The organism is Actinomadura sp. 9N215 (assembly GCF_044326345.1).
In the GTDB taxonomy this organism is placed as follows: domain Bacteria; phylum Actinomycetota; class Actinomycetes; order Streptosporangiales; family Streptosporangiaceae; genus Spirillospora.
This window is the reverse complement of sequence record NZ_JBIRBA010000004.1, coordinates 118,485-139,004: the sequence shown is the minus strand read 5'-3', so window position 1 is coordinate 139,004 and position 20,520 is coordinate 118,485. Positions and strand designations below refer to the sequence as shown.

At 70.7% G+C, this 20,520-nt stretch carries 18 protein-coding genes; 14 read left to right on the top strand and 4 right to left on the bottom strand.

Annotated elements, in window-relative coordinates:
- Positions 1-33 precede the first annotated feature (33 nt).
- The 13 genes from ACH34T_RS08900 to ACH34T_RS08840 are packed head-to-tail and all read left to right on the top strand — an operon-like array spanning position 34 to position 14,499.
- Positions 34-2,160, top strand: a complete 2,127-nt coding sequence (locus ACH34T_RS08900; RefSeq protein ID WP_395991512.1) for a hydantoinase/oxoprolinase family protein — start codon at positions 34-36, stop codon at positions 2,158-2,160.
- A 2-nt stretch (positions 2,161-2,162) separates the two neighbouring features.
- On the top strand, positions 2,163-3,890 hold the full coding sequence (locus tag ACH34T_RS08895; RefSeq protein WP_395991511.1) for a hydantoinase B/oxoprolinase family protein: 1,728 nt from the start codon (positions 2,163-2,165) through the stop codon (positions 3,888-3,890).
- 2 nt (positions 3,891-3,892) lie between these two features.
- Positions 3,893-5,302 (top strand): (2Fe-2S)-binding protein, encoded by a 1,410-nt coding sequence (locus ACH34T_RS08890; RefSeq protein WP_395991510.1) that lies wholly within the window; start codon positions 3,893-3,895, stop codon positions 5,300-5,302.
- Positions 5,295-5,576: a (2Fe-2S)-binding protein gene (locus ACH34T_RS08885; protein WP_395991509.1), complete on the top strand. Its 282-nt coding sequence runs from the start codon at positions 5,295-5,297 to the stop codon at positions 5,574-5,576. Before ACH34T_RS08890 ends, ACH34T_RS08885 begins: the two co-directional genes overlap by 8 nt.
- Positions 5,566-6,765 (top strand): NAD(P)/FAD-dependent oxidoreductase, encoded by a 1,200-nt coding sequence (locus ACH34T_RS08880; RefSeq protein WP_395991508.1) that lies wholly within the window; start codon positions 5,566-5,568, stop codon positions 6,763-6,765. Before ACH34T_RS08885 ends, ACH34T_RS08880 begins: the two co-directional genes overlap by 11 nt.
- Before the next feature lie 10 nt (positions 6,766-6,775).
- Positions 6,776-8,305, top strand: coding sequence for a class I adenylate-forming enzyme family protein (locus tag ACH34T_RS08875; RefSeq protein WP_395991507.1), 1,530 nt, complete (start codon positions 6,776-6,778; stop codon positions 8,303-8,305).
- Positions 8,302-9,936, top strand: coding sequence for a methylmalonyl-CoA mutase family protein (locus ACH34T_RS08870; RefSeq protein WP_395991506.1), 1,635 nt, complete (start codon positions 8,302-8,304; stop codon positions 9,934-9,936). Before ACH34T_RS08875 ends, ACH34T_RS08870 begins: the two co-directional genes overlap by 4 nt.
- Positions 9,912-10,367, top strand: a complete 456-nt coding sequence (locus tag ACH34T_RS08865) for a cobalamin B12-binding domain-containing protein (RefSeq protein WP_395991505.1) — start codon at positions 9,912-9,914, stop codon at positions 10,365-10,367. The genes ACH34T_RS08870 and ACH34T_RS08865 overlap by 25 nt, the downstream gene beginning before the upstream one ends.
- Positions 10,364-11,542, top strand: a complete 1,179-nt coding sequence (locus tag ACH34T_RS08860) for a thiolase family protein (protein ID WP_395991504.1) — start codon at positions 10,364-10,366, stop codon at positions 11,540-11,542. Before ACH34T_RS08865 ends, ACH34T_RS08860 begins: the two co-directional genes overlap by 4 nt.
- The gene (locus tag ACH34T_RS08855) at positions 11,533-11,946 is read left to right on the top strand and encodes a Zn-ribbon domain-containing OB-fold protein (protein WP_395991503.1); all 414 of its coding nucleotides are present in this window, start codon (positions 11,533-11,535) and stop codon (positions 11,944-11,946) included. The genes ACH34T_RS08860 and ACH34T_RS08855 overlap by 10 nt, the downstream gene beginning before the upstream one ends.
- Before the next feature lie 3 nt (positions 11,947-11,949).
- Positions 11,950-12,870 (top strand): aminotransferase class IV, encoded by a 921-nt coding sequence (locus ACH34T_RS08850; RefSeq protein ID WP_395991502.1) that lies wholly within the window; start codon positions 11,950-11,952, stop codon positions 12,868-12,870.
- 4 nt (positions 12,871-12,874) lie between these two features.
- Entirely contained in the window at positions 12,875-13,645 is a 771-nt protein-coding gene (locus tag ACH34T_RS08845) for an SDR family NAD(P)-dependent oxidoreductase (RefSeq protein WP_395991501.1), read from the top strand.
- An 8-nt stretch (positions 13,646-13,653) separates the two neighbouring features.
- Positions 13,654-14,499, top strand: a complete 846-nt coding sequence (locus ACH34T_RS08840; RefSeq protein ID WP_395991500.1) for an FAD binding domain-containing protein — start codon at positions 13,654-13,656, stop codon at positions 14,497-14,499.
- 266 nt (positions 14,500-14,765) lie between these two features.
- Here ACH34T_RS08840 and ACH34T_RS08835 read toward each other — a convergent pair whose 3' ends face one another.
- Positions 14,766-15,032, bottom strand: coding sequence for a hypothetical protein (locus tag ACH34T_RS08835; protein WP_395991499.1), 267 nt, complete (start codon positions 15,030-15,032; stop codon positions 14,766-14,768).
- 35 nt (positions 15,033-15,067) lie between these two features.
- Positions 15,068-15,577, bottom strand: coding sequence for a MerR family transcriptional regulator (locus tag ACH34T_RS08830; RefSeq protein WP_395991498.1), 510 nt, complete (start codon positions 15,575-15,577; stop codon positions 15,068-15,070).
- Between the two features lie 51 nt (positions 15,578-15,628).
- Here ACH34T_RS08830 and ACH34T_RS08825 point away from each other — a divergent pair, with 51 nt between their 5' ends.
- Positions 15,629-16,519, top strand: a complete 891-nt coding sequence (locus ACH34T_RS08825; protein ID WP_395991497.1) for an aldo/keto reductase — start codon at positions 15,629-15,631, stop codon at positions 16,517-16,519.
- A gap of 216 nt (positions 16,520-16,735) precedes the next feature.
- On the opposite strand, the gene ACH34T_RS08820 is transcribed toward ACH34T_RS08825, so the two are convergent.
- Positions 16,736-18,166 carry a WD40 repeat domain-containing protein gene (locus ACH34T_RS08820; protein WP_395991792.1) on the bottom strand — a complete coding sequence of 477 codons (1,431 nt, stop codon included), beginning with the start codon at positions 18,164-18,166 and terminating at the stop codon, positions 16,736-16,738.
- On the bottom strand, positions 18,057-20,327 hold the full coding sequence (locus ACH34T_RS08815; protein WP_395991496.1) for a protein kinase: 2,271 nt from the start codon (positions 20,325-20,327) through the stop codon (positions 18,057-18,059). Before ACH34T_RS08815 ends, ACH34T_RS08820 begins: the two co-directional genes overlap by 110 nt.
- Between the last annotated feature and the right edge of the window lie 193 nt (positions 20,328-20,520).

Genomic DNA, 20,520 nt, shown 5'->3' with positions numbered 1-20,520 from the left:
GCAGAATATAGCCTGGTAGGGAGGTGGCGATCGGTGTCGCGGTACCGCATCGGTTTCGACATCGGCGGCACGTTCACGGACTTCGCGCTCCATGACGGCGAGACCGGCGCGTTGCACGTCTGGAAACGGCTCTCCACGGGATCGGACCCGTCGGTCGGCGCCCTCGCGGGCATCGACGACCTGCTCAGACAGGTCGGTGTCTCGATGGACGAGGTCGGCCAGGCGGTGCACGGAACGACGATCGGCGCGAACACCGTCATCGAGCGCAAGGGCGCGAGGACGGCACTGCTCGTGACCGAGGGGTTCCGCGATCTGCTGATCATGCAGCGGCCGGCCCGGTACAGCACCTACGACCTGTGGTTCGACAAGCACGAGCCGCTCGTCCCCCGGCATCACGTGGTGCCGGTGCGCGAGCGCCTCGCCCATGACGGGGCCGTCGTCCGCGAACTGGACGAGAACGAACTGCGCGCCTCCCTCGACGGGCTGCGCGGCACCGGGATCGAGGCGGTCGCGGTGTCGCTGCTGCATTCCTACGCGGCCGGCGACAACGAGACGCGCGTCGGCAAGCTCGTCTCGCAACTGCTCCCCGGGGTGTCGGTGTCGCTCTCGCACGAAGTCGCGCCGATCATCGGCGAGTACGAGCGCACCAGCACGACCGTGGTCAACGCCTATATCCGGCCCGCCTTCGAGCATTACCTCGATTCCTTGCAGCGGGCGCTGGCCGAGCGCGGTTTCACCGGCCAGTTCCTCGTCAACCAGGGCAACGGGGGGCTGACGACGCCCGCCGAGGCGGCCGGTCTGCCGATCCGCGCCCTTGAGTCGGGCCCGGCGGCCGGGGTGTCGATGGCCGCCTGGATCGGGCGCCAGTACGGGCGCGGTGACCTCGTCGCCTTCGACATGGGCGGCACCACCGCGAAGGCCTGCCTGGTCGAGGGAGGCGAACCGACGATGGAGCGGGTCTTCGACGTCGACCAGACCCTGATGCGGGTGGGCACCGGGCTGCCCGTGGTGACCCCGTCGGTCGACCTCATCGAGATCGGCGCCGGTGGCGGCAGCATCGCGCGCGTCGGGCTCGGAATCGTCGAGGTGGGGCCGGAGAGCGCGGGCGCCGAGCCCGGCCCGGTCTGCTACGGGAACGGCGGCACGCGGGCGACCGTCACCGACGCCAACGTCGTCCTCGGGTACCTCAACCCGGACTACTTCCTCGGCGGCAGGATGAGCCTGGACGTCGGCGGCGCGCGCGCGGCGATCGGCGCCCAGATCGGCACCCCGCTCGATCTCGATCCCGGTGATGCCGCCTGGGGCGTCCACGAGGCTGTCACGTCCAACATGGAGCACGCGATCCGCGCGGTGTCCATCGAGCGAGGCCGCGACCCCCGGGACCTCACCCTCGTGGCCTTCGGCGGCGCCGGCCCGACGCACGCCACGCGGCTGGCCCGCAACCTGGGCATCGGTGAGGTGATCTTCCCGGCGGCGGCGGGCATCGCCTCCGCCGTGGGGTTGCTCCAGGCCGCGCCCCGGGTCGACCTGACCCGAACCTTCGTGTCACTCGTGGACGATGAGGGAATGGCCGTCCGGCTCAGGTCGGAGCTGGCCGAGCTGGACGCCGCCGTGAACCAGTTGCTCGACAACGTGACGCCGGGCGCCCGGCGCTCCGCCGTCTACAAGGCGGACATGCAGTACGTCGGCCAAGGCCACGTGATCGAGGTCGAGGTCCCGCGCGACACCGGGGACGAGCTGGCCGCCGCCTTGCGGGAGCGCTTCGAGGCGGACTACGCCGCGATGTACGGCTACCACTATCCGGGCGCGAGGGCCCAGGTCACGTCGATCACGGTCGTCGGAAGCGCCGAGCCCACCGCGTTCGACCTTCCGCGCAACACCGCCACCGGAAGGCCGGGCGCGGCGGAGACCCGGCGCGTCTACTTCCCCGAACTGTCCGGCTACGTGGATTGCGCGGTGCACCGGCGGGACGAGCTGTCCACCGGCACGCGGGTCGAGGGCCCCGCGGTCATCGAGGACGGCCAGTGCGCGATTCTCCTGCTCCCCGGTGACGCGGCCACTGTGGACGACCACCGCAACGTGCTGGCCACGATCGACCAGCACACTGACGCCCCCGACGCCGTCGACGCGGCCGTCCCGAGCACCAACGGAAGGGGCTGAGCATGGATCCGCTCACGCTCGGCGTGGTCTGGCGCGGCCTGGTCGCGCTGACCAACGACGCGGGTGTCGTGCTGCGGCGCACCGCGTACTCGGAGGCGGTCCGCGAGGGCCGCGACTTCTCGGTCGGGCTGTTCGACCGGCGCGGCCGGATGATCGTCCAGGGCGACTTCAGCCCCGGCCACCTCGGGTCCATGCCGTCCGCGGTCACGAACTTCCTGCGCTACTACGAGGCCGAAGAGCTCCGGCCCGGCGACTGCCTCATCCTGAACGACCCGTGGATGGGATCCGGGCACCTGCCCGACTTCTTCATGCTCAGCCCGTGCTTCCTCGACGGCGCGCTCGTCGGCTACGCCGTGAACTGCACGCACATGATCGACGTCGGCGGCGCCGCGCCCGGGTCGCAGCAGGTCGAAGGGATCAATGACCAGTTCCAGGAGGGCCTGCGCCTGTGGCCGACACGGGTGTGGAGCGAGGGCGAGCCGAACCAGGAGATCCTGCGGATCATCGAGGCGAACGTCCGGATCCCGGACAAGCTGCTCGGCGACCTGATGGCGATGCGCAACTGCAACCGGATCGTGGAGCAGCGGCTCGCGCAGCTGATCGGCAAGTACGGGATGAGCCGCTACGACGAGGCGTGCGACGAGATCCTGGACCGGTCCGAGGCGGCGATGCGCGCCGCGATCGGCGAGATGCCGGACGGCACCTATCGCGCGGTCGACCACTTCGACGACTACGGCCCGGGAACCGACCCGCTGCGCATCGAGGTCGCCGTCACCGTGGACGGGGACTCGGTGACCATCGACTTCACCGGGTCGAGCCCGCAGACCCGGTCCGGCATCAACGCCGTGCTGACCTACGTCCGCGCGTTCTGTTACTACACCGTCAAATGCATCACCAGCGGCGCGACCGTGCCGCAGAACGGCGGCTGCCTGCGCCCGATCACCTTCGTGGCCGAGCCCGGATCGGTGGTGAACGCCCAGCCGCCGGTCGGGTCCGGCGCGCGGGCGATCATGCAGCAGCGCTTCGTCGACGTGCTGATGCAGGCGTTCTCCGAGGTGCTGCCCGACCGGGTCATCGCGCCCAGCTCGCACTGGGCGAACCCGAACCTCGGCGGCACGGACCCGCGGACCGGCCGCCGGTTCGTGCACTACGACATCGTCATCGGAGGGTTCGGCGGCCGGCCGAACTCCGACGGCATGGAGGCCACCCCGAGCGCGTTCAACATCGACGGCATCCCGGTGGAGGTCAACGAGAACTCCTATCCGGTGCGCGTCGAGCGGCTCGAACTGATCCCCGACTCGGCCGGAGCGGGCCTTCACCGCGGTGGCCATGGGATCCGCAAGGACGTCAGGATGCTGGGTGAGCACATGACGTTCGCGAATCTCACCGACCGCCAGCGGTTCGCGCCACCGGGGATACTCGGCGGCGAGCCCGGCGCCACCGGCCGGACGATTCGCGTCGCCGGGGACGCGGAGCCGGTGCCGCTGGCCTCCAAGGGCACCTACCAGCTCGACCACGGCGACCTCATCAGCACCCGCCTGTCCGGCGGCGGCGGATACGGTGACGCGCTCGACCGCCCGGTCGAACGCGTCAGCGCCGACGTCGTCGCCGGTCTGCTGAGCGTGGCGAAGGCAGCGGAATCGTACGGGGTGGTCCTGGACGCCGCCGGTGACGTCGACGCGGCCGCCACGCGGTCCCTGCGCGCCGAGCGGCGGGCGGCGAGGCGATGAGCATGGCCGACGACATCGAGTTCTCCTTCAACGGCAAGAAGATGAACGCCCGGCAGGGCCAGTCGGTAGCGGGCGCTTTGCTGGCGGGCGGCAGGGAAGTGCTGAGCCGGAGCCCCAAATACCGGCGTCCCCGCGGCGTCTACTGCGCACACGGCCACTGTCCGAACTGCCTGGTACGGGTGGACGGGGTGCCGCACGTCCGCTCGTGCCTCGTCCCCGCGCGTCCGGGCATGCGCGTAGAGACCGAAGGCGGCACGGGCAGACGCGTCGACGTCTACAGGTCGCTCGGCCTCATCGGCAGGTTCTTCCCGGTCGGCTTCCAGTACCGCTGGTTCAAGCGGCAGAATCTGGCCTGGCGGCTGTGGGAGGGCCGGCTGCGCAAGCTCGCCGCGGAGACCGAGGTCCCGGCCCCCTTCGACGTCCCCGAGGCCGAGCGCCTGCGCGCCGATCTGCTCGTGGTCGGCGCCGGTCCCGCGGGCATCGCGGCGGCGGCGACGGCCGCGCGGGCGGGGCTGCGGGTCGTCCTCGCCGGAAGGCGGGCGCGGCTCGGCGGCTCGGCCGCTCCCGCGCTGGCGGACGGCACCGCGGGCGAGCGGCTGCGCCAGGCCCTCGAACTCGTCCGCGACGCCGAGAACGTGACGGTGCTCGCACCGGCGACGGTGGTCGCCGGTTTCGGTGAGCAGTACGTGATCGACCGGGGCGATCGGGTGGTCGAGGTGACGGCCAAGGCGAGCGTGCTGGCCACCGGCGCGTACGAGCGGGCCGTGGCCTTTCCCGGCAACGACCGGCCGGGCGTGCTGCTGACCGGCGGCCTGCACCGGCTCGTCCTTGAGGAGGGCGTCCTCGTCGGCGCGCGGGCCGTGCTCGTGACGGCCGACGACACCGCGTACCGCCTGGCCGCCGAGCTCGACCGGGCCGGGCTCCGCGTCCAGGCCATCGTGGACGGCCGCCGGGACGGGCCGGGCCCGTCCCTGAAACCGCCGCCGGGGGTCGAGGTGCTGACCGGAGCGCGGGTCAGCCGGGTCCGCGGACGGCGCCGCATCACCGGCGTGGTCGTGGAACACGCCGGTACCCGGCGGACGATCAAGTGCGACGTGGTCGGGATGAGCGGCGGCCGGCAGCGCGCCGACGAGCTGCGCTACAGCGCGACCAGCGCCGGGGACGCCGTGGTGCAAGGGCAGCGCGCGACCCGCATCGACCCCGTGGGTTGGGAGCAGGCCCCGCTGCCGCTGCTGCAAGGGGTCGGCGCGGTCGCCGGGACGATCGACCCGGCCACAGCCTTCGCCGAGGGCGCGGCGGCCGGAGCGTGGGCGGCCGGACGGCTCGCCGGTGACACAGAGCTGATCGCCGGTGCCATGACCGACCTTGCCGCGCTGCGCAGCGCGAACGGTGCGAGAGGAAGCCATGGCTGACAAGACCGTGCTCTGCCTGTGCCTGGACGTCACCGAGCACGACCTCGACCGCGCGATCGCGGAGGGCTTCACCGACGCCGAGACGCTCAAGCGCTACACCGCCGGCTTCATGGGCCCCTGCCAGGGAAAGTCCTGCATGGACACCATCCTCGAACTGCTGGCGGAAAAGACGGGGACCGACCCGGAGTCGCTGCGCCGCCCGACCCTGCGGCCCCCGGCACACCCGATCCGGCTGGGCCTGCTGGCCGGTCTGGGAGGCCCCGATGCCTCCTAGGGTCCTCCCGGCCGCGCAGCCGCCGCGCGACTGCGAGATCGCGATCGTCGGCGGCGGTGTGCACGGCCTCTCGCTGGCCTACAACCTGGCGAAGTCCGGGCGGAAGAACATCGCCGTGTTCGAGCGGTCCTATCTCGGCGCGGGCGCGAGCGGGCGCAACCTCGCGCTGATCCGCAGCTCCTGGCAGCAGCGGGCATGGGCGGAACTGGTGTGGTACTGCCGCCAGATCTGGAGCCAGATCTCGGTGGAACTGGACTACAACGTGATGCTGACCGAACGCGGCTCCTACCTGTGCGTCCGCGACGAGCGTTCGATCTCCGTCGCCCGCGACGCCGTGGCGATGCAGAACTCGATCGGCATTCCCACCCGGTTCGTCACGCCGGACGAGCTCGCCAAGGCGGTCCCGCAGTTGGAGACCGGCGGGATGCTCGGCGCCGTCCACGATCCCACGGCCGGTGTCTCCCGGCACGACGCGCTCGTGTGGGGCTACGCGCGCGCGGCCGGCAGGCTCGGCGTCGCCGTGCACACCGAGACGGCGGTGACCGGCATGCAGGTGGCCGGGGGCAGGGTGAACCGGATCGTCACGAACCGGGGGACGGTCGCCGCGGACATCGTCGTCAACTGCGCGGGATCCGGCTCGGCGGAGGTGGCGGCGATGGCCGGTGTCACGCTCCCGATCCGCAAGCTGGCGCTGGAGATGTTCGTCACCGAGCCCTACAAGGCCTATCTCGACCCGATCGTCTCCGTGATCGAGGATCAGGCGTACATCATGCAGACGTCCCGGGGGGAGTTCGTCGGTGGCGCCGAGCCCACCGGCCACATGCGCGTCCCCAGGCTGACGACGAGCTACGCGGCCCTTCGCCAGTCGGCGGCCGTCATCGCCCGCCTGTTCCCCGCGCTGCGCGGGGTGAACATCCTGCGCGCCTGGGCCGGGCTGATCGACATGACCGCCGACGGGGCCGGTCTGGTGGGGGAGACCGACGAGCGCCCGGGGTTCTTCCTGGACTGCGGGTGGGGCGGGGAGGGCTACATGGTGTCGGTCGGCACCGGCCGGCTGATCGCCGACTATCTGAACACCGGCGTGCTGGACCGGCGGTTGCGGCCCTTCCACTTCAGCCGGTTCGCCACCGGTGACCGGCTGGACGACGGGCTGCTCGTCGTGGACGCGTCCGGCGAGACCCGGTCTTGATGGGAGCACGATGTACTACCGCCATTTCATCGAGCGGGCCGTCCGCATGCACGGTGACCGGGTGGCCGTGGTGTGCGGTGACACGGCACGGACCTTCGCGGACGTGCACGAACGCGCCAAGCGTCTCGCGAACGCGCTCGCCGCGCGGGGCTGCCGGCCCGGTGACCGGGTCGCGGTCCTGCTGCACAACTGCCCCGAGTACCTGGAGCTCGACCTCGGGCTCGCGCTGGCCGGGTACGTCCGGGTCTCGCTGAACACCCGTGCCCCGGCACGGCAGCAAGTGGACGTGCTGACCGACTCCGGCGCGAAAGCGCTGATCTACGCCGACCGATTCGCCTCGGCGGCCGAAGAGATCCTCCGTTCGGTCGACGTGCCGACAGTGCTGTGCCTAGGCGAGGACACGTCCACCGGCGAGATCCTCGACTACGACGCCGCGCTGGCCGCCGCCCACGACACCCCACCCCCCGCCGACCCCGAGCCGGGCGCGCTGTACTGCCTCTTCTACACCTCGGGCACGACCGGCCGCCCGAAGGGCGTCATGCTCACCTACGCGGCCTATCTCGCCGTGGCGCACAACCTGCTGCTCGAATTCGGCCCCGTCCACGCGGGGGACAAGATCGTCCTGACCCAGCCGCTCAGCCACGGCGGCGGGTTCTTCCTGCTGCCCTGGTTCCTCAGCGGCGCGACCTGCGTCGTCATGGAGCGCTTCGATCCGATCGGCTGTATAGAGCTCACCGAACGCCATGGCGCGCAGACGCTCAAGGTGGTGCCGACCATGCTCCTGCAGATGCTCTCGGCGGGCGTCACCGCGCCCGACCTGCCGGCGCTGCGGCGGATCGTCTACGGCGCCTCGCCGATGCCGGCGAGCCGGCTCGGGGAGCTCATCGACGCGTTCGGCGACGTCTTCGTCCAGCTGTACGGGCAGGCCGAGGCGCCGATGTCCATCACCGTGCTCGACGAGCGGGACCACGCCGCCGGCGGACGCCTGCTGTCCTCGGCCGGACGGCCCTGGCGGGGTGTGGAGGTACGGGTGGTCGACGCGGACGGCCAGGACGTCCGCCCAGGCGAGCCCGGCGAGGTGATCGTGCGCGGGCCGCATCTGATGACCGGATACTGGGAGCGGCCCGAGCAGACCGCGCAGGTGCTGCGGGACGGCTACGTCCACACCCGCGACCTGGCCGAACAGGACGATCGCGGCTACCTCTACCTGCTCGGCCGCACCGACGAGATGATCATCAGCGGCGGCTTCAACATCGCCCCCCGCGTCGTCGAGGACGTCCTCAACCGGCACCCGGCGATCCTCGAGTCGGCCGTCGTCGGCGTCCCGCACGACACGCTCGGGCAGGAGGTCGCCGCCTTCGTGAGCCTGCGCCCCGGCCGGGACGCGACCGCTGACGAGATCATCAGCTACGCCAGGGCCGAGCTCGGCTACCAGAGGCCGCGCCGGGTCGAGGTCCGGCAGGGCCTGCCCCGCAACGCCTACGGCAAGATCTCCACGCCCGACCTCCTCGCCGGCCTCAAGGGGGTGGACACCCGGTGACCGGCGAGCAGCGGCCATGGGGCGCCCCGACCGACGAGGAATTCTTCCGGCTGGACGCCGGCGCCGTCGTCCAGCCCGCCTACGACCAGGACGACCTGCTCAGGCGCAGTGTCGACACCGAGCGAACCGGCGCACCGGGGGAGTTCCCGTTCACCCGGGGAATCCACCCGGACGGCCAGCGGACCGCGCCGACCCTGGTGAAGATCTACACCGGGCTGGGGACGCCGGAGGACACCAACCGCCGGGTGCGCAAGCTGGTCGAATGGGGAGTGGAGATCCCGCAGCTGGCCGTCGACCTGCCGGCGCAGATCGGCTACGACCCGGACCACATCATGTCCGCCGGGGAGGTGGGGCGCTCCGGGGTGTCGATCGCCTCGCTGCGCGACCTGGAGCGCGTCTTCGACGGCGTGCCGCTGTCCCGGCCGCGGCGGGTCGGCATGCTCGGCAACTCGATCGGGCCCATCGCGCTGGCGCTGTTCGTCGCGCTCGGCGAACGCCAGGGCTGCCCGATCGACGGCTACAGCGTCGACCTGCAGAACGACCCGCTCAAGGAGTACGTCGCCAGGGGAACGCAGTTCCTGCCGATCGAACCGGCGGTGCGGCTCTCCGCCGACGTGGTCGAATGGTGCGCCCTGCACGCGCCGCACTTCTATCCGCTCGACGTCTGCGTCAACCACCTCAACGCCGCGGGAGCGGGATCGACCTGGGGCACCGCGTTCGCGCTCGGCAACGCGACGCACTACATCCAGACGCTGATCGACCGCGGCCTTCCCGTCGACAGGTTCGCCTCCCGGATCCAGCTGTTCCTGGACGAGCGGGAGGACTTCTTCGCCGCGATCGCCAACGTCCGCGCGACCAGGCGGATCTGGGCGGAGCTGCTGCGCGACCGGTTCGGTGCGCGCGATCCGAGGTCGATGGCGCTGGAGGTCACCGCGTACGGGCACGGCAGGGAGACCCGCAGGGAGCCGCTGAACAACATCGTCCGGATCACGCTCGGCTCGCTCGCCTACTACCTGGCCGGGGTGCAGAGCCTCTACACCGCCTCCTACGACGAGGTGATCCAGACGCCGTCCGACGAGGCCGTCAAGATCGCGGTGCGGCTCCAGCAGATCATGAGCCTGGAGCAGGGCCTCGGCCTCACCGCGGATCCGCTCGGCGGCTCCTACTACCTCGAGTCGCTCACCAGCGAGCTCGAGACCGGCATCCGCGAGGGGCTCGCCGCGGTCGAGGCGGAGGGCGGGGCGGTGGCATGCATCGGCTCGGGCTTCATCCGCGAGATCATCGGCGATGGCGCGGTCAACCGGCAGGAACGCTTCGAAGCCGGGATGCGGCCGATGGTCGGCGTCGACCGGCTCACCGCGTCCGACGACGATTCCTGGGCGGTGCGCCCCACCTCGGTGATGTCCGAGGCCGCAGAGCAACGGCGGCGCGCGGAGATGGCCGAACTGCGGCGCGGCAGGGAGAGCCGGCGCGTGGCCGACGCGCTGCGCGAGGTGGAAGCCGCTCTGCGCCGCGGGGACAACTCCGTCGCGACGGTGCTGGACGCCGTGCGGGCGTACGCCACGATCGGCGAGATCTCCGATGTCTTCCGGGAGGTGTTCGGCGAATGGGCGCCGGATCAGACATTCTGACAGGGCGGACGGCGGTGCGCGTCGTCGTCGCCAAGGTCGGCCTCGACGGGCACGAGGTGGGCGCGCGGGTCGTGGCCCGCGGCCTGATGAACGCCGGCATGGAAGTCATCTACACCGGCCTGCGCCGAACGCCGGAACAAGTGGTGTCGGCCGCGCTGCAGGAGGATTCCGACGTCATCGGGATCAGCATCCTCTCCGGCGCGCACGTCCCGCTGCTGCGCCGCGTCTGCGCGCTCATGGCGGAACACGGCCTTGACGACGTCCTGCTCATCGTGGGCGGCGTCATCCCCGACGCCGACGTCCCGGTGCTGCGCGAACTCGGCGTCGCCGAGGTCTTCCACCCGGCGACGAAGATCGACGAAATCGTCCGGTTCATCCACGACAACGTCCGCTCCGACCTGGGCGCCCCGGAAAAGGATGAGACCTCATGACGGAGCAGGTGGCGGTAGCCGGAGTCGGCATGCACGAATTCGGCCGGTTCCCCGGCAGCTCCCTGAAAGATCTGGCCCGCGTGGCGATCGTCCGGGCGCTGGACGACGCCGGGCTCGGCGTCAAGGACATCGAGTGCGTGTACTCCTCGAACGCGCTCGCCGGAGTACTCCAGGGCCAGGAGCAGATACGCGGCCAGAGCGTCCTGCGCGACGTCGGCATCGAGCGAGTGCCGGTGATCAATGTGGAGAACGCCTGCGCCGGTGCGTCGACGGCGTTCGCGCAGGCCGTCCTGGCGATCCGGGCAGGCGCCGCGCGCGCGGTGCTCGTCGTCGGCTTCGAGAAAATGTTCGTCGGCGACACCGCCCGATCTCTCGACGCGCTGGAGAGCGCCGCCGACATCGAGGTCGTGGCGGGCCTGGGATTGCAGTTCACCGCGATCTACGCGATGCGCGTACGCAAGCGGATGGACGCCGGCGCCCTTACCCGCCGACACCTGCTGGACGTCGCCGTGAAAAGCCATTCCAACGGCGCGCTCAATCCCTACGCGCAGCACCGGAAGGTGTTCAGCGCGCAGGAGATCGCCGACTCACCGCCCATCGCCGACCCGCTCACCCTGTTCATGTGCAGCTCGATCTGCGACGGCGCCTCGGCGGCGGTACTGGTGGCCGCCGACCACCCGGCGGCACAGCGCCACCCGACCGTCATCGTCCGGGCCTCCGCACTGGCATCCGGCTACGCGCACGTCGAACCCTCAGAACCCTCCATCGTCACCCTGTGCGCGCAGAAGGCCTACGAGGAGGCCGCGATCGGCCCCCAGGATCTCGACGTCGTGGAGGTCCACGACGCGATGGCCCCGGGTGAGCTGCTGTACTACGAACAGCTCGGACTGTGCGCGGACGGCGAGGCGGGCGCGCTGCTGGACAGCGGCGCGACGTCGTTGACGGGCCGGACCCCGGTCAACCCGAGCGGCGGCCTGTGCTCGCGAGGCCATCCGGTCGGCGCGACCGGCCTGGCACAGCTGGCCGAGATCGTCTGGCAGCTACGCGGGCAAGCGGGCCGGCGCCAGGCCGGGCGACCGCGAATCGGGCTCGCCCAGAACAGCGGCGGCTGGCTGGAAGGCGACCCCGCCGCCGTGAGCGTCCACATCCTGGAAAGGACCCCGGCGTGGGACTGAACAGAGCCCTGGAGGCCACCCCGTTCCCCGCACGCAGGCGCATCGATGAGGAGAAACAAGCGCTGGTCGGATCCCGATGCGCCGACTGCACCGCCCGATCCTGGCCGTCACGCGCGATCTGCGCACGGTGCGGGTCGGACCGCCTGGCGGAAACGGCACTGCCCACAACCGGGCCGCTGACCTCGTTCACCACCGTCCGGGTGCCACGTGCCGGCTTGCCGACGCCCTACGTGCTCGGACAGATCGATCTCGGTGCAGGCGCCATGGTGTTCGCGCACATCCGCGAACTCCCCCCCGATGCGACCGTCCCGGTCACGGTGCGCCTGACGCTGAACCCGGAACCGGCCGGCGAACCGCGATTCTGGTTCGAACCCCAGATCGTGTCGGACAAAGAGGAGGACTGACCGATGTCTGAGATTGCCGAGTACAAACGTGGTTTCGCTTGCGTGGACGGTGAGTTCGTACCCGCCGCCACGGCATCGGTGTCGATCTTCGATCACAGTTTCCTTTATGGCGACGGGGTGTTCGAGTCGATAATCTGCCGCAACGGAAAGCCGTTCGCCCTGCGTCCGCACCTCGATCGCCTATGGGCGTCCTGCCGGTACCTGCAGATCACGCCCCCCTTCGACCAGGAGCAGATCTCCGCGTTCATCACAGAACTACTGCACCGCAACGAACTCTCCGAAGGCTACGTGCGCGTAGTGATCAGCAGAGGTGAGGGATATCCAGTATCTGACCCCCGCAGGGCCCGCAACCCCACATTGGTCATCTCCGTCCAGGGTTCCGCCGCGACAGAGCGTTCCTCCGACCTCGGAGTGAAGCTGGCGATCGCCTCCACCCGCCGGACGCCGCCGATCTGCCTCGAACCCAGGGTGAAGTCGAACAACTACCTCAACCACATCGTCGCGAAACTCGAGGCGATCGCCGCGGGAGCCGACGACGCGCTCATGCTCGATCTCGACGGCAATATCGCGGAACTCCCGGTGGCGAACATCTTCGTGCGACACGGCGACGTACTGTCGACGCCGCCGTCCAACGGGATCCTCGCCGGCATCACCCGGGCGACGATCCTTCGCCTGGTCGCCGAGGGCGCCGCCGGCCCGGGAATGCGGGTCGCCGAGCGGGTCATGGCCGCCTATGACCTGTTCACCGCCGAAGAGGCCTTCATCGTGGGCACCGGAACCGGCGTGGCCTTCGTGGAGTCGATCGACGGCCGCCGCATAGGGGACGGCGCCGCGGGCCCGGTGACCAAACGCCTCATGGACGCCTACACCGAGCTACTGGCCCGGGACGAGTTCGACTCGCAACCGACCACCCAAGGAGCGTAGCCAGGTGCTTTATCCCGAACTCCGCGGCAAGAACGTCCTGGTCACCGGCGGCTCCCGAGGGATCGGCGAGGCGACCGTCCGCGACTTCGCCGCCACCGGCGCGAACGTCTTCTTCAACTACCGCGCAAGCGCCCAACGCTCCCACGACATCGTGGCCGAACTCGGCGACGCCCACGTGGCCGCGACCCAAGCCGACCTAGCCGACGTCAATGACGTCGAACGCCTCTGGCAGGAAGCGGTGGCCTGGAAGAACGGCATCGACATTGTCGTCAACAACGCCTCGATCCGCGAACCCATCGGCCTGGACGCGCCAACCCCCGAATGGGACCACCACTGGATGACCGCGCTGCGAGTCAACCTCCTGGCCCCCGCACACCTGTCCCGATTCGCCATCAACCACTTCCTCGAACGCGACTGCCAGGGCGTCATCATCGGCCTGACGGCACGCATCGCGGTGCGCGGCGACTACCCGGACTACCTGCAGGACGGCGCCGCGAAGGGCGGCATGAACTCCCTGCTCCGCGGCGTGGCCCGCGGCTTCGCGAAGAACGACATCCTCACCTACCTGATCTCGGCGGGAATCATCGAGACCGACCAGGCCCGGGCACAGTTCGACAGCCACGGCGGCACCGACCAGTATCTGGCCGACATCCCGATGGGAGAGTTCGGCACGCCCAAGGACATCTCAGAACTGATCCTCTTCCTCTCGACCGGCCGGGCCCGATACTCGACCGGCGCGACAATCGACGCCGGCGGCGCGTCGTTCCTCCATTAGGCGCCCTCATGACAGCCGAGTACCGACGACCGTCCACGCTGCCCGAGTTGCTCACCGACATGGCCGAACCGGGAGCATTCGCACTCGCCGGCGGCACCGACCTCATTCCCCTCCGCACCGCCGGCGCGGTATCTCCCACCCTTCTGGTCGACGTCAAGCACGTCAGCGAACTCAACGGCATCACAACCGAAGCCGACACGACCCGAATCGGCGCCGCGACCACACTGGCCGACTTGGCCAAGCACCACGACCGCTCCCTGGACGCGATCCTCGACGGAGCGAGAATCGTCGGAGCCCCCCAAACCCGTAACCGGGCCACCCTGGGCGGCAACCTCTGCCGCTCGTCCCCAGCGGGCGACACCCTGTGCGGCCTCCTGGTCCTGGACGCGATCGCGGAACTGCACTCCCTCAACGGCGTCCGCCACGTCCCAGTCCGGGACTTCTTCACCGGCCCGGGCCGCAACGTCGCGACACCCTCAGAGGTACTGGTCTCCATCCGCCTCCCGACAAGGCACGCTGGTTCGGCCTACCACCGCTTCACCTACCGCCGTTCAATGGACCTGGCGATAGTCGGCGTAGCAGCCCGCCTATCCATCAAGAACGGCACCTGCGTAGACGCAGCAATCGCCATAGGCGCCGCCGCACCCACCCCTCGCCTAGTCCCAACCGCCGCCGAAACCCTGATCGGCACCCCCTGCGACGACAAAACAATCGCCCACGCCTGCGAACAAATAATCGCCGCCGCCACCCCAATAGACGACGTAAGAGGCACCCGCACCCACCGCCTCCGCGTCCTAACCCCCCTAGCCCGCAACACCCTGCAAACCGCAAGGACCCGGGCCCTGCACACCTAAACCGGGAGTACGGGCGGGCGTTCTACGGCAATCAATTCGCCCTGATGGCGCCGCTGTTCGATCATTACGGGGTGCAGTTGTGGAGACACGAGATCGACGGTCTGATCGATTTCACCGCCGAAGCGCACGAGCGGTTGATGATCATCCTCGGGATCCAGTCCAAGCGGGAGATCACTCGGACCAGGATCCGAGTCTCCACGGCGATGGCGGCCGGGTTCGTCGTCTCTACCGGCGTGGTGACGTACTCGCCTATGGAGAGACCAGGCTTACTCATTGAACATGATGAGTTCCCAGACCGGCGGGTCCACGATCCCACGCTCCGAGCGGGCATTCAGTGCCTGGGCCGGCTTCTTGCGCTCGCAGGCGGACACGCTGTCGGCGCGCGACTTCCTGGAAGCGGTCGCGCGGTCGGAGCGTGGCTGTATGCGCTGGCGTTGATCGAGCACCGCACCTGTCGGATCAGGGGGCTGGGTGCGACCGCGCATCGAGGTCGTGCTCGCCGGTATCCGATTGCCGCGAATGAACGCTGTCATGCAAGCGACGGTGCCCGGGTCGCCAACCCGCGGACTCATGGCCTGCCCTCACGCTTCCGCGGGCGGACGACCCCGCTCTGAGGGTTCTCGCTGGCAGACGGGGGAGATGAGCCGTCCCGGCGGGGTTGGTCTGGCAGGCCGTTCAGGGCCCGGTCGATTCGGTGGCTGAGGATCTCCTCGACGACCGGGCAGGTTGCGGGGTCTTCGCTGGTGCAGCTCAGGAAGTGGTCCAGGGCGTCCTTGGCCGCGCGCAGGTGTTCGATCTGCTGTTCGAGGTCGTCGGCGCGGGTGGCGAGGGTGTTTCTCCAGCGGGCGGGGTCCGGCGCTGTCATGAGCGTCGTGGTGTCGTCCAGGCTCATCATGCCGTCGAGATGCCACAGCTGCAGCAGCGCAAGGGAGCGGAGCGCCGCGCGGTCGTAGTAGCGGACTCTGGCCCGCCGGCAGGTCGGGCGCAGCAGGCCGCGTTCCTCGTAGTAGCGCAGGGCCGAGACGCGGACTCCGAACGCGCGCGCGACCTCGGTGATCGAGTACAGCTCGTCACTCACCGGCGTCTCCAGGTTGCGCTCAAGTCGGCTTGAGAGGCCAGCCTATGATGCATGAATCACCGGCAGACGACCACAAGTCCTGTCCAGCGCCCCGCGCATCTGAGCGGCACCATCGAGCTCGGGGACCTGCGTGTGCATCGCCTCGGCTACGGCGCCATCCGGTTGACCGGTCCCGGGACCTGGGGAGACCCCTCCGACCGCGACGGCGCGATCGCGGTTCTGCGCAGTGCGGTTGAGCTCGGGATGGACTTCATCGACACGGCCGAGGCCTACGGGCCGTTCACCAACGAGGAACTGATCAGGGACGCCCTGCACCCCTATGACGGAGTCGTGGTCGCCACCAAGGGCGGCGGCGTCCGGCCCGGGCCAGGCCGGTGGGAGGCGGTGGGCCTGCCGGAGTTCATTCGCCAAGGCGTCGAGACCAGCTTGCGCCGGCTCGGCGTGGACTGCCTGGACCTCTACCAGCTGCACCGGATCGACCCGCGGGTGCCGCTGGCCGACACCCTGGGCGCGGTCAAACAGCTGCAGGAAGCCGGGAAGATCCGTCATATCGGCCTGTCGGAGGTCGACGTCGCCGACATCCAGGCGGCCCGCGAGATCGTCGACATCGTCTCCGTGCAGAACCACTACAACCTCGCGACCCGGCACTGGGACCACGTCCTGGACCACTGCGAGCAGCAGGGCATCGCCTTCATCCCCTGGGGACCGCTCGGCAGCGGAGACCTTTCCACCCTCGGCACCTTCACTCACATCGAAGGGCTCGCCGACCACACCACCGCCCAGATCGCGCTGGCCTGGCTGCTTCGACGCTCCCCGGTGACGCTCCCCATCCCCGGCACCGCCACGCTGCACCGCCTGCAGGAGAACGCGCACGCGGCCGCCATCAAGCTCAGCGACGAGCAATACCAGCGGCTCACGAAGCGGAGCGGCGGCCCTGCATGACCGTTCTCCTTACCCGCTCAAACACAAGACCGTGGCGCCGAGTGAGAAGCGGACCCGCACGCTGATCCATGCCGGACAGGTCGCCCGGATCCATCGCGACGTCTACGCCCTGACCGGCCAGCGGGTGTCCGAAGAGATCGTCCACGCTGTCACCAGACTGTCCCCACCGACCTGGCCGCACTGGGATGTTCGTCATTGACGGCACCCGTTGATTCATCACTGGGAGAGGTCGAACTCCCAGTCCAGTTCCCAGACGCGTGCGACGCCGTTGTGGTCGAGCGAGACGACGATGCGGCCGTTGGCGCTGAGAGCGAGAGCCTCCACGGAGGCGTTGTGGCGGCCCAGCACGCGCAGGCACTCGCCGTCGCCGGTGTCCCAGACCCTCACCTGATCGTCCACGCCGTCGGTGACGGCGAAGCGGCCGTCGTCGCTGACCACGACGGACCAGGCGTCCACGCCCACGTCGCCGACGGCACGCCGGCCCTCCCCGGAGCGCAGGTCCCAGACGCGTATCGTCGAGTCCTCGCTCAACGAGATGGCGGTTGTGCCGTCGGCGGAGACGGCGACCTCCCGTACGGGTTCGTCATGGCCGGACATGGTGTGGAGTGTCTCTGCGGTCCGGACGTCCCATACCCGCACGGTTCCGTCCATGTGGCCCGACAGGAGCACGTCGCTGTCACGGCTCAGGGTCAACGTCTGAGCGACCAGCCCGCCGCCGAGGTCTCGCGGCAGAACGTGCAGAAGGCGTCCGGTCCGCGCCTCCCAGATATGCGGGGCCCAGTGAGCCGGGGCGGCCGAGACGATCCGGCTCCCGTCGGCGTTCAGCAGGATCCGAAGGGCGTGGGTGGTGCGCCGGCCGGTGACTTCCGCGAGAGGTTCGGCCGTCTCCAGGTTCCAGACGCGGATGTCCCTGTTCCCCCCGCCCGACACGCCGACGCGACCATCGGCGCTCACCGCCACGTCGACCTCGCCCCCATGGCCGTCCAGCACGTGCAGGCAGCGGCCCGACTCGACGTCCCAGACGCGCGCGGTGCCGTCCTCACCCCCGGACAGCGCGATCGGGCCGTCGCCGCAGAGGGCCAGGCTGTGGACGCGCCCGTCATGCCCCGGCAGAGCGTGCCGCCGCGTGCCCCGGGCCAGATCCCAGACCAGCACCGTCCCGTCCTCGGCGCCGGTCAGCACCAGCGAGCCGTCGCGACTCGTCACGGGAGGGACGCGGAAACCGCCCACGATCGACGGGGCGTCGCGAGCCCATGCGTCGGACAGGGCGGCGCGCCGTCCGGTTCGCGCCACGTCCTGCCAGCGGTCGAGCAGGACGCGGTGCCGCCGATAGCCGGGGACGGCCCGGGCCCGGCGGATCTCGTCGGCGGCCGCGGCGGAGCGGCCCTCGGCGATCAGCTCCGCCGTCCGGCCGAGCGCGCGGTCCACCTCCTCGTCCTCGTGGAGCCGGTCTGCCGCCTCGCGCGGGAGCGGGTAGCTCCAGGGTGCCGCGGGGCCCGGAACCGGCATGTCCCACAGGGCGACCTCGCCCTCGTCGTCACCGATGAGGGCCCTGCCGCCGTCGGGGCTCAGCGCCGCCACCATCGCCCGTTCCGGCGTCGGCCATGCGCGCAGGCGCCGGCCGGTGCCCAGTTCCCACAGCTCCATGGCGTTCACGTCGCAGGAGATCGCGGAACGTCCGTCGCCGCTCACGGCGAACTCGTCTCCCATGCCGCCGGGGCGGTTCAGGGTGTGGACCTCCCGGCCGGTCTCCCGGTCCCAGATCCGTACGCGGGCGTCGTGGCCGTATCCCTCCTGCGTGACGACGGTCTCGCCGCCGGCGCTCATCGCCGCCATGGAGGAGCTTCCGCCGAACGTGCGGAGCACCCGGCCGGTGCGGACGTCCCACGCGTGCGCGACGCCGGTCGCCCGGACGCGCCCGAACGGGGGTGAGGACGACACCGCCGTCCGCGTCGACGTGCACCGACGCGAAGTGGGCGTACGCGCTCCCGTGCCCCTCCGCCAGCAGCCGCAGGCAGCGGCCGGTGACGGCGTCCCACACCCGGACGGCTCCGTCGCCGTGCACCGTCAACGCCAGCAGCCCGTCCCCGCTCAACGCCACGTCCACGGTCCCGTACACGCTGAAGACGTCCGTACCGGTGAGCTCGTGCAAAAGCCGACCGGCGTGCAGGTCCCAGACCTGTGCGGGGCCGTCGTGCCCGCCGAAGACCGCCCGGGCGCCCGCCGCGTCGACCGCGATCGCCCGGACGCCGTACTCCGCTCTCGGTGGCTTCAGCGTCCGCACGCGGCGCGGGCCACCGCGGCCCCCAAGCCGGAACCGGTGCCGAGCGAGATCCCAGACGCGCACCTTCCGGTCCTCGCCCGCGGAGAGGCCGAAGCGGCCGTCCCCGCTGAAGGCGAGGGCGTTCACCGGCCCGTCGTGCCCGGTCAGAACCCGCGGCGGTCCGGGCCGGGACGCGGCGCCGGCCCGTTCGATCGCGGCGGTGATCTCGGGGACGCCCCTCTTCCGCCGCCCGGCGTCCCGCAGTGCCTCCAGTGCGGCCTCCGCGTCACCGCGCTCCAGATGCACCAAGCCCAGCAGGTATTCCGGCTCCCAGTCCCCGGGGTGGGCCGAGCGGGCCCCGTCCAGATCGGCGACCACCTCGGCGTCGGTCCGCTTTCCGGTGCGCCAAAGATGGAGGCTGCGGTTGTAGGTCACGTGCGGATTTCGGGGGTCGGCCTCGGCGGCCCGCCGCCACAGCGCGTCGGCCTCGTCGTCCCGTCCCAGGTCCAGCATCGACAGGGCCTGGTTGGACAGTTCGTCGGCCAGGCGCACCGCCGTCAGCGGTTCCGGCCTTGGATAGGCCTCCCCGAGTGCCTCGGCGTAGACGTCCGCGACGGCGTCCGCCATCCGGCCCATGTCCCTGGGCCGCTCCGCCGGCTCTGGAGCCAGGCAATCTCGCAGCAGGGCCACCAGGCCGCCGGGCATGGCGGGGATGGCCGCGAGCCGTTCGTCCTCTTCCCCTTCGCCGGCGAACGTCTGGGCGGCGGCCCCGGCGTCGACGAACGCGGCGAACACCTCGGCGCCGGTCTGCCCGGCCAGGCATGGCGGATGCCCGACGAACATCTCCAGCACGGTCAGCGCCCACGACCACGTGTCGGTCGCCCGCGTCAGATCCGGCCGGGACGTCCCCGTCCCTGCGGCTGCCTCCGCCTGCTCGGGAGAGCAGTACGCCGGGGTCATCCCCGCGTATCCGGCCAGCAGGCTCGCGCCGGGCGGAGCGGTGTCGCCCTCCCCGGCCGCGGCACGCGCCCCGGCCAGCCCGAAGTCGGTCACCTTGGCCGTCCCGTCGCGGTCCAGCAGCACGTTCGCGGGCTTGACGTCCTGGTGGACGTGGCCGTTCCGGTGCGCGTGCTCAAGCCCCCGCGCGGTCTGCGCGGCGACATCGAGGACGCGGCGCAGGGCCGCGCGCCTCCCGCCGGCGTAGAGGCGCCCGTCGCGCACCGCGTCGGCCAGGCTGCCCCCGTCCAGCCACTCGGCGAACACTCGGGGAACGCCTCCGAGGGTGCGCACGTACACGCACTTCACGGCGTTCGGATGCGCGCCCAGACCGACCCACATCGCCGCCTCGGTCTCGAACTCCCGCACGCCCCTTCCCGTGGCCACCAGGTCGGGCCGCGGCACCTTCACCGCCAGCTCCACGTTCCACCCGCGGTGCAAGACCCGGTAGACCACTCCCATCCCGCCGCTGCGGATCACATCGCGGACCTCGTACAGCCCGAGGATCACCTCGCCGGGCCGCCATACCAGGGCAACGTCCTCATCCACCACCGACCCGCTCCCGTCCAGCCGAAGTCGCCACCGAACCCTCCAACAGAGTGCACCCTCGACGCCGGGACCCCCGCCAAGGCGATCCCGCCTCGGCTGCCGCCACCGCACCGCTCGAAGCGGCGGCCTTTGGCATCGACAGCCAGCCGTGCCACCGTGAACTGCCCGGCCCGCTCGTTGCGCAAGGTGACTT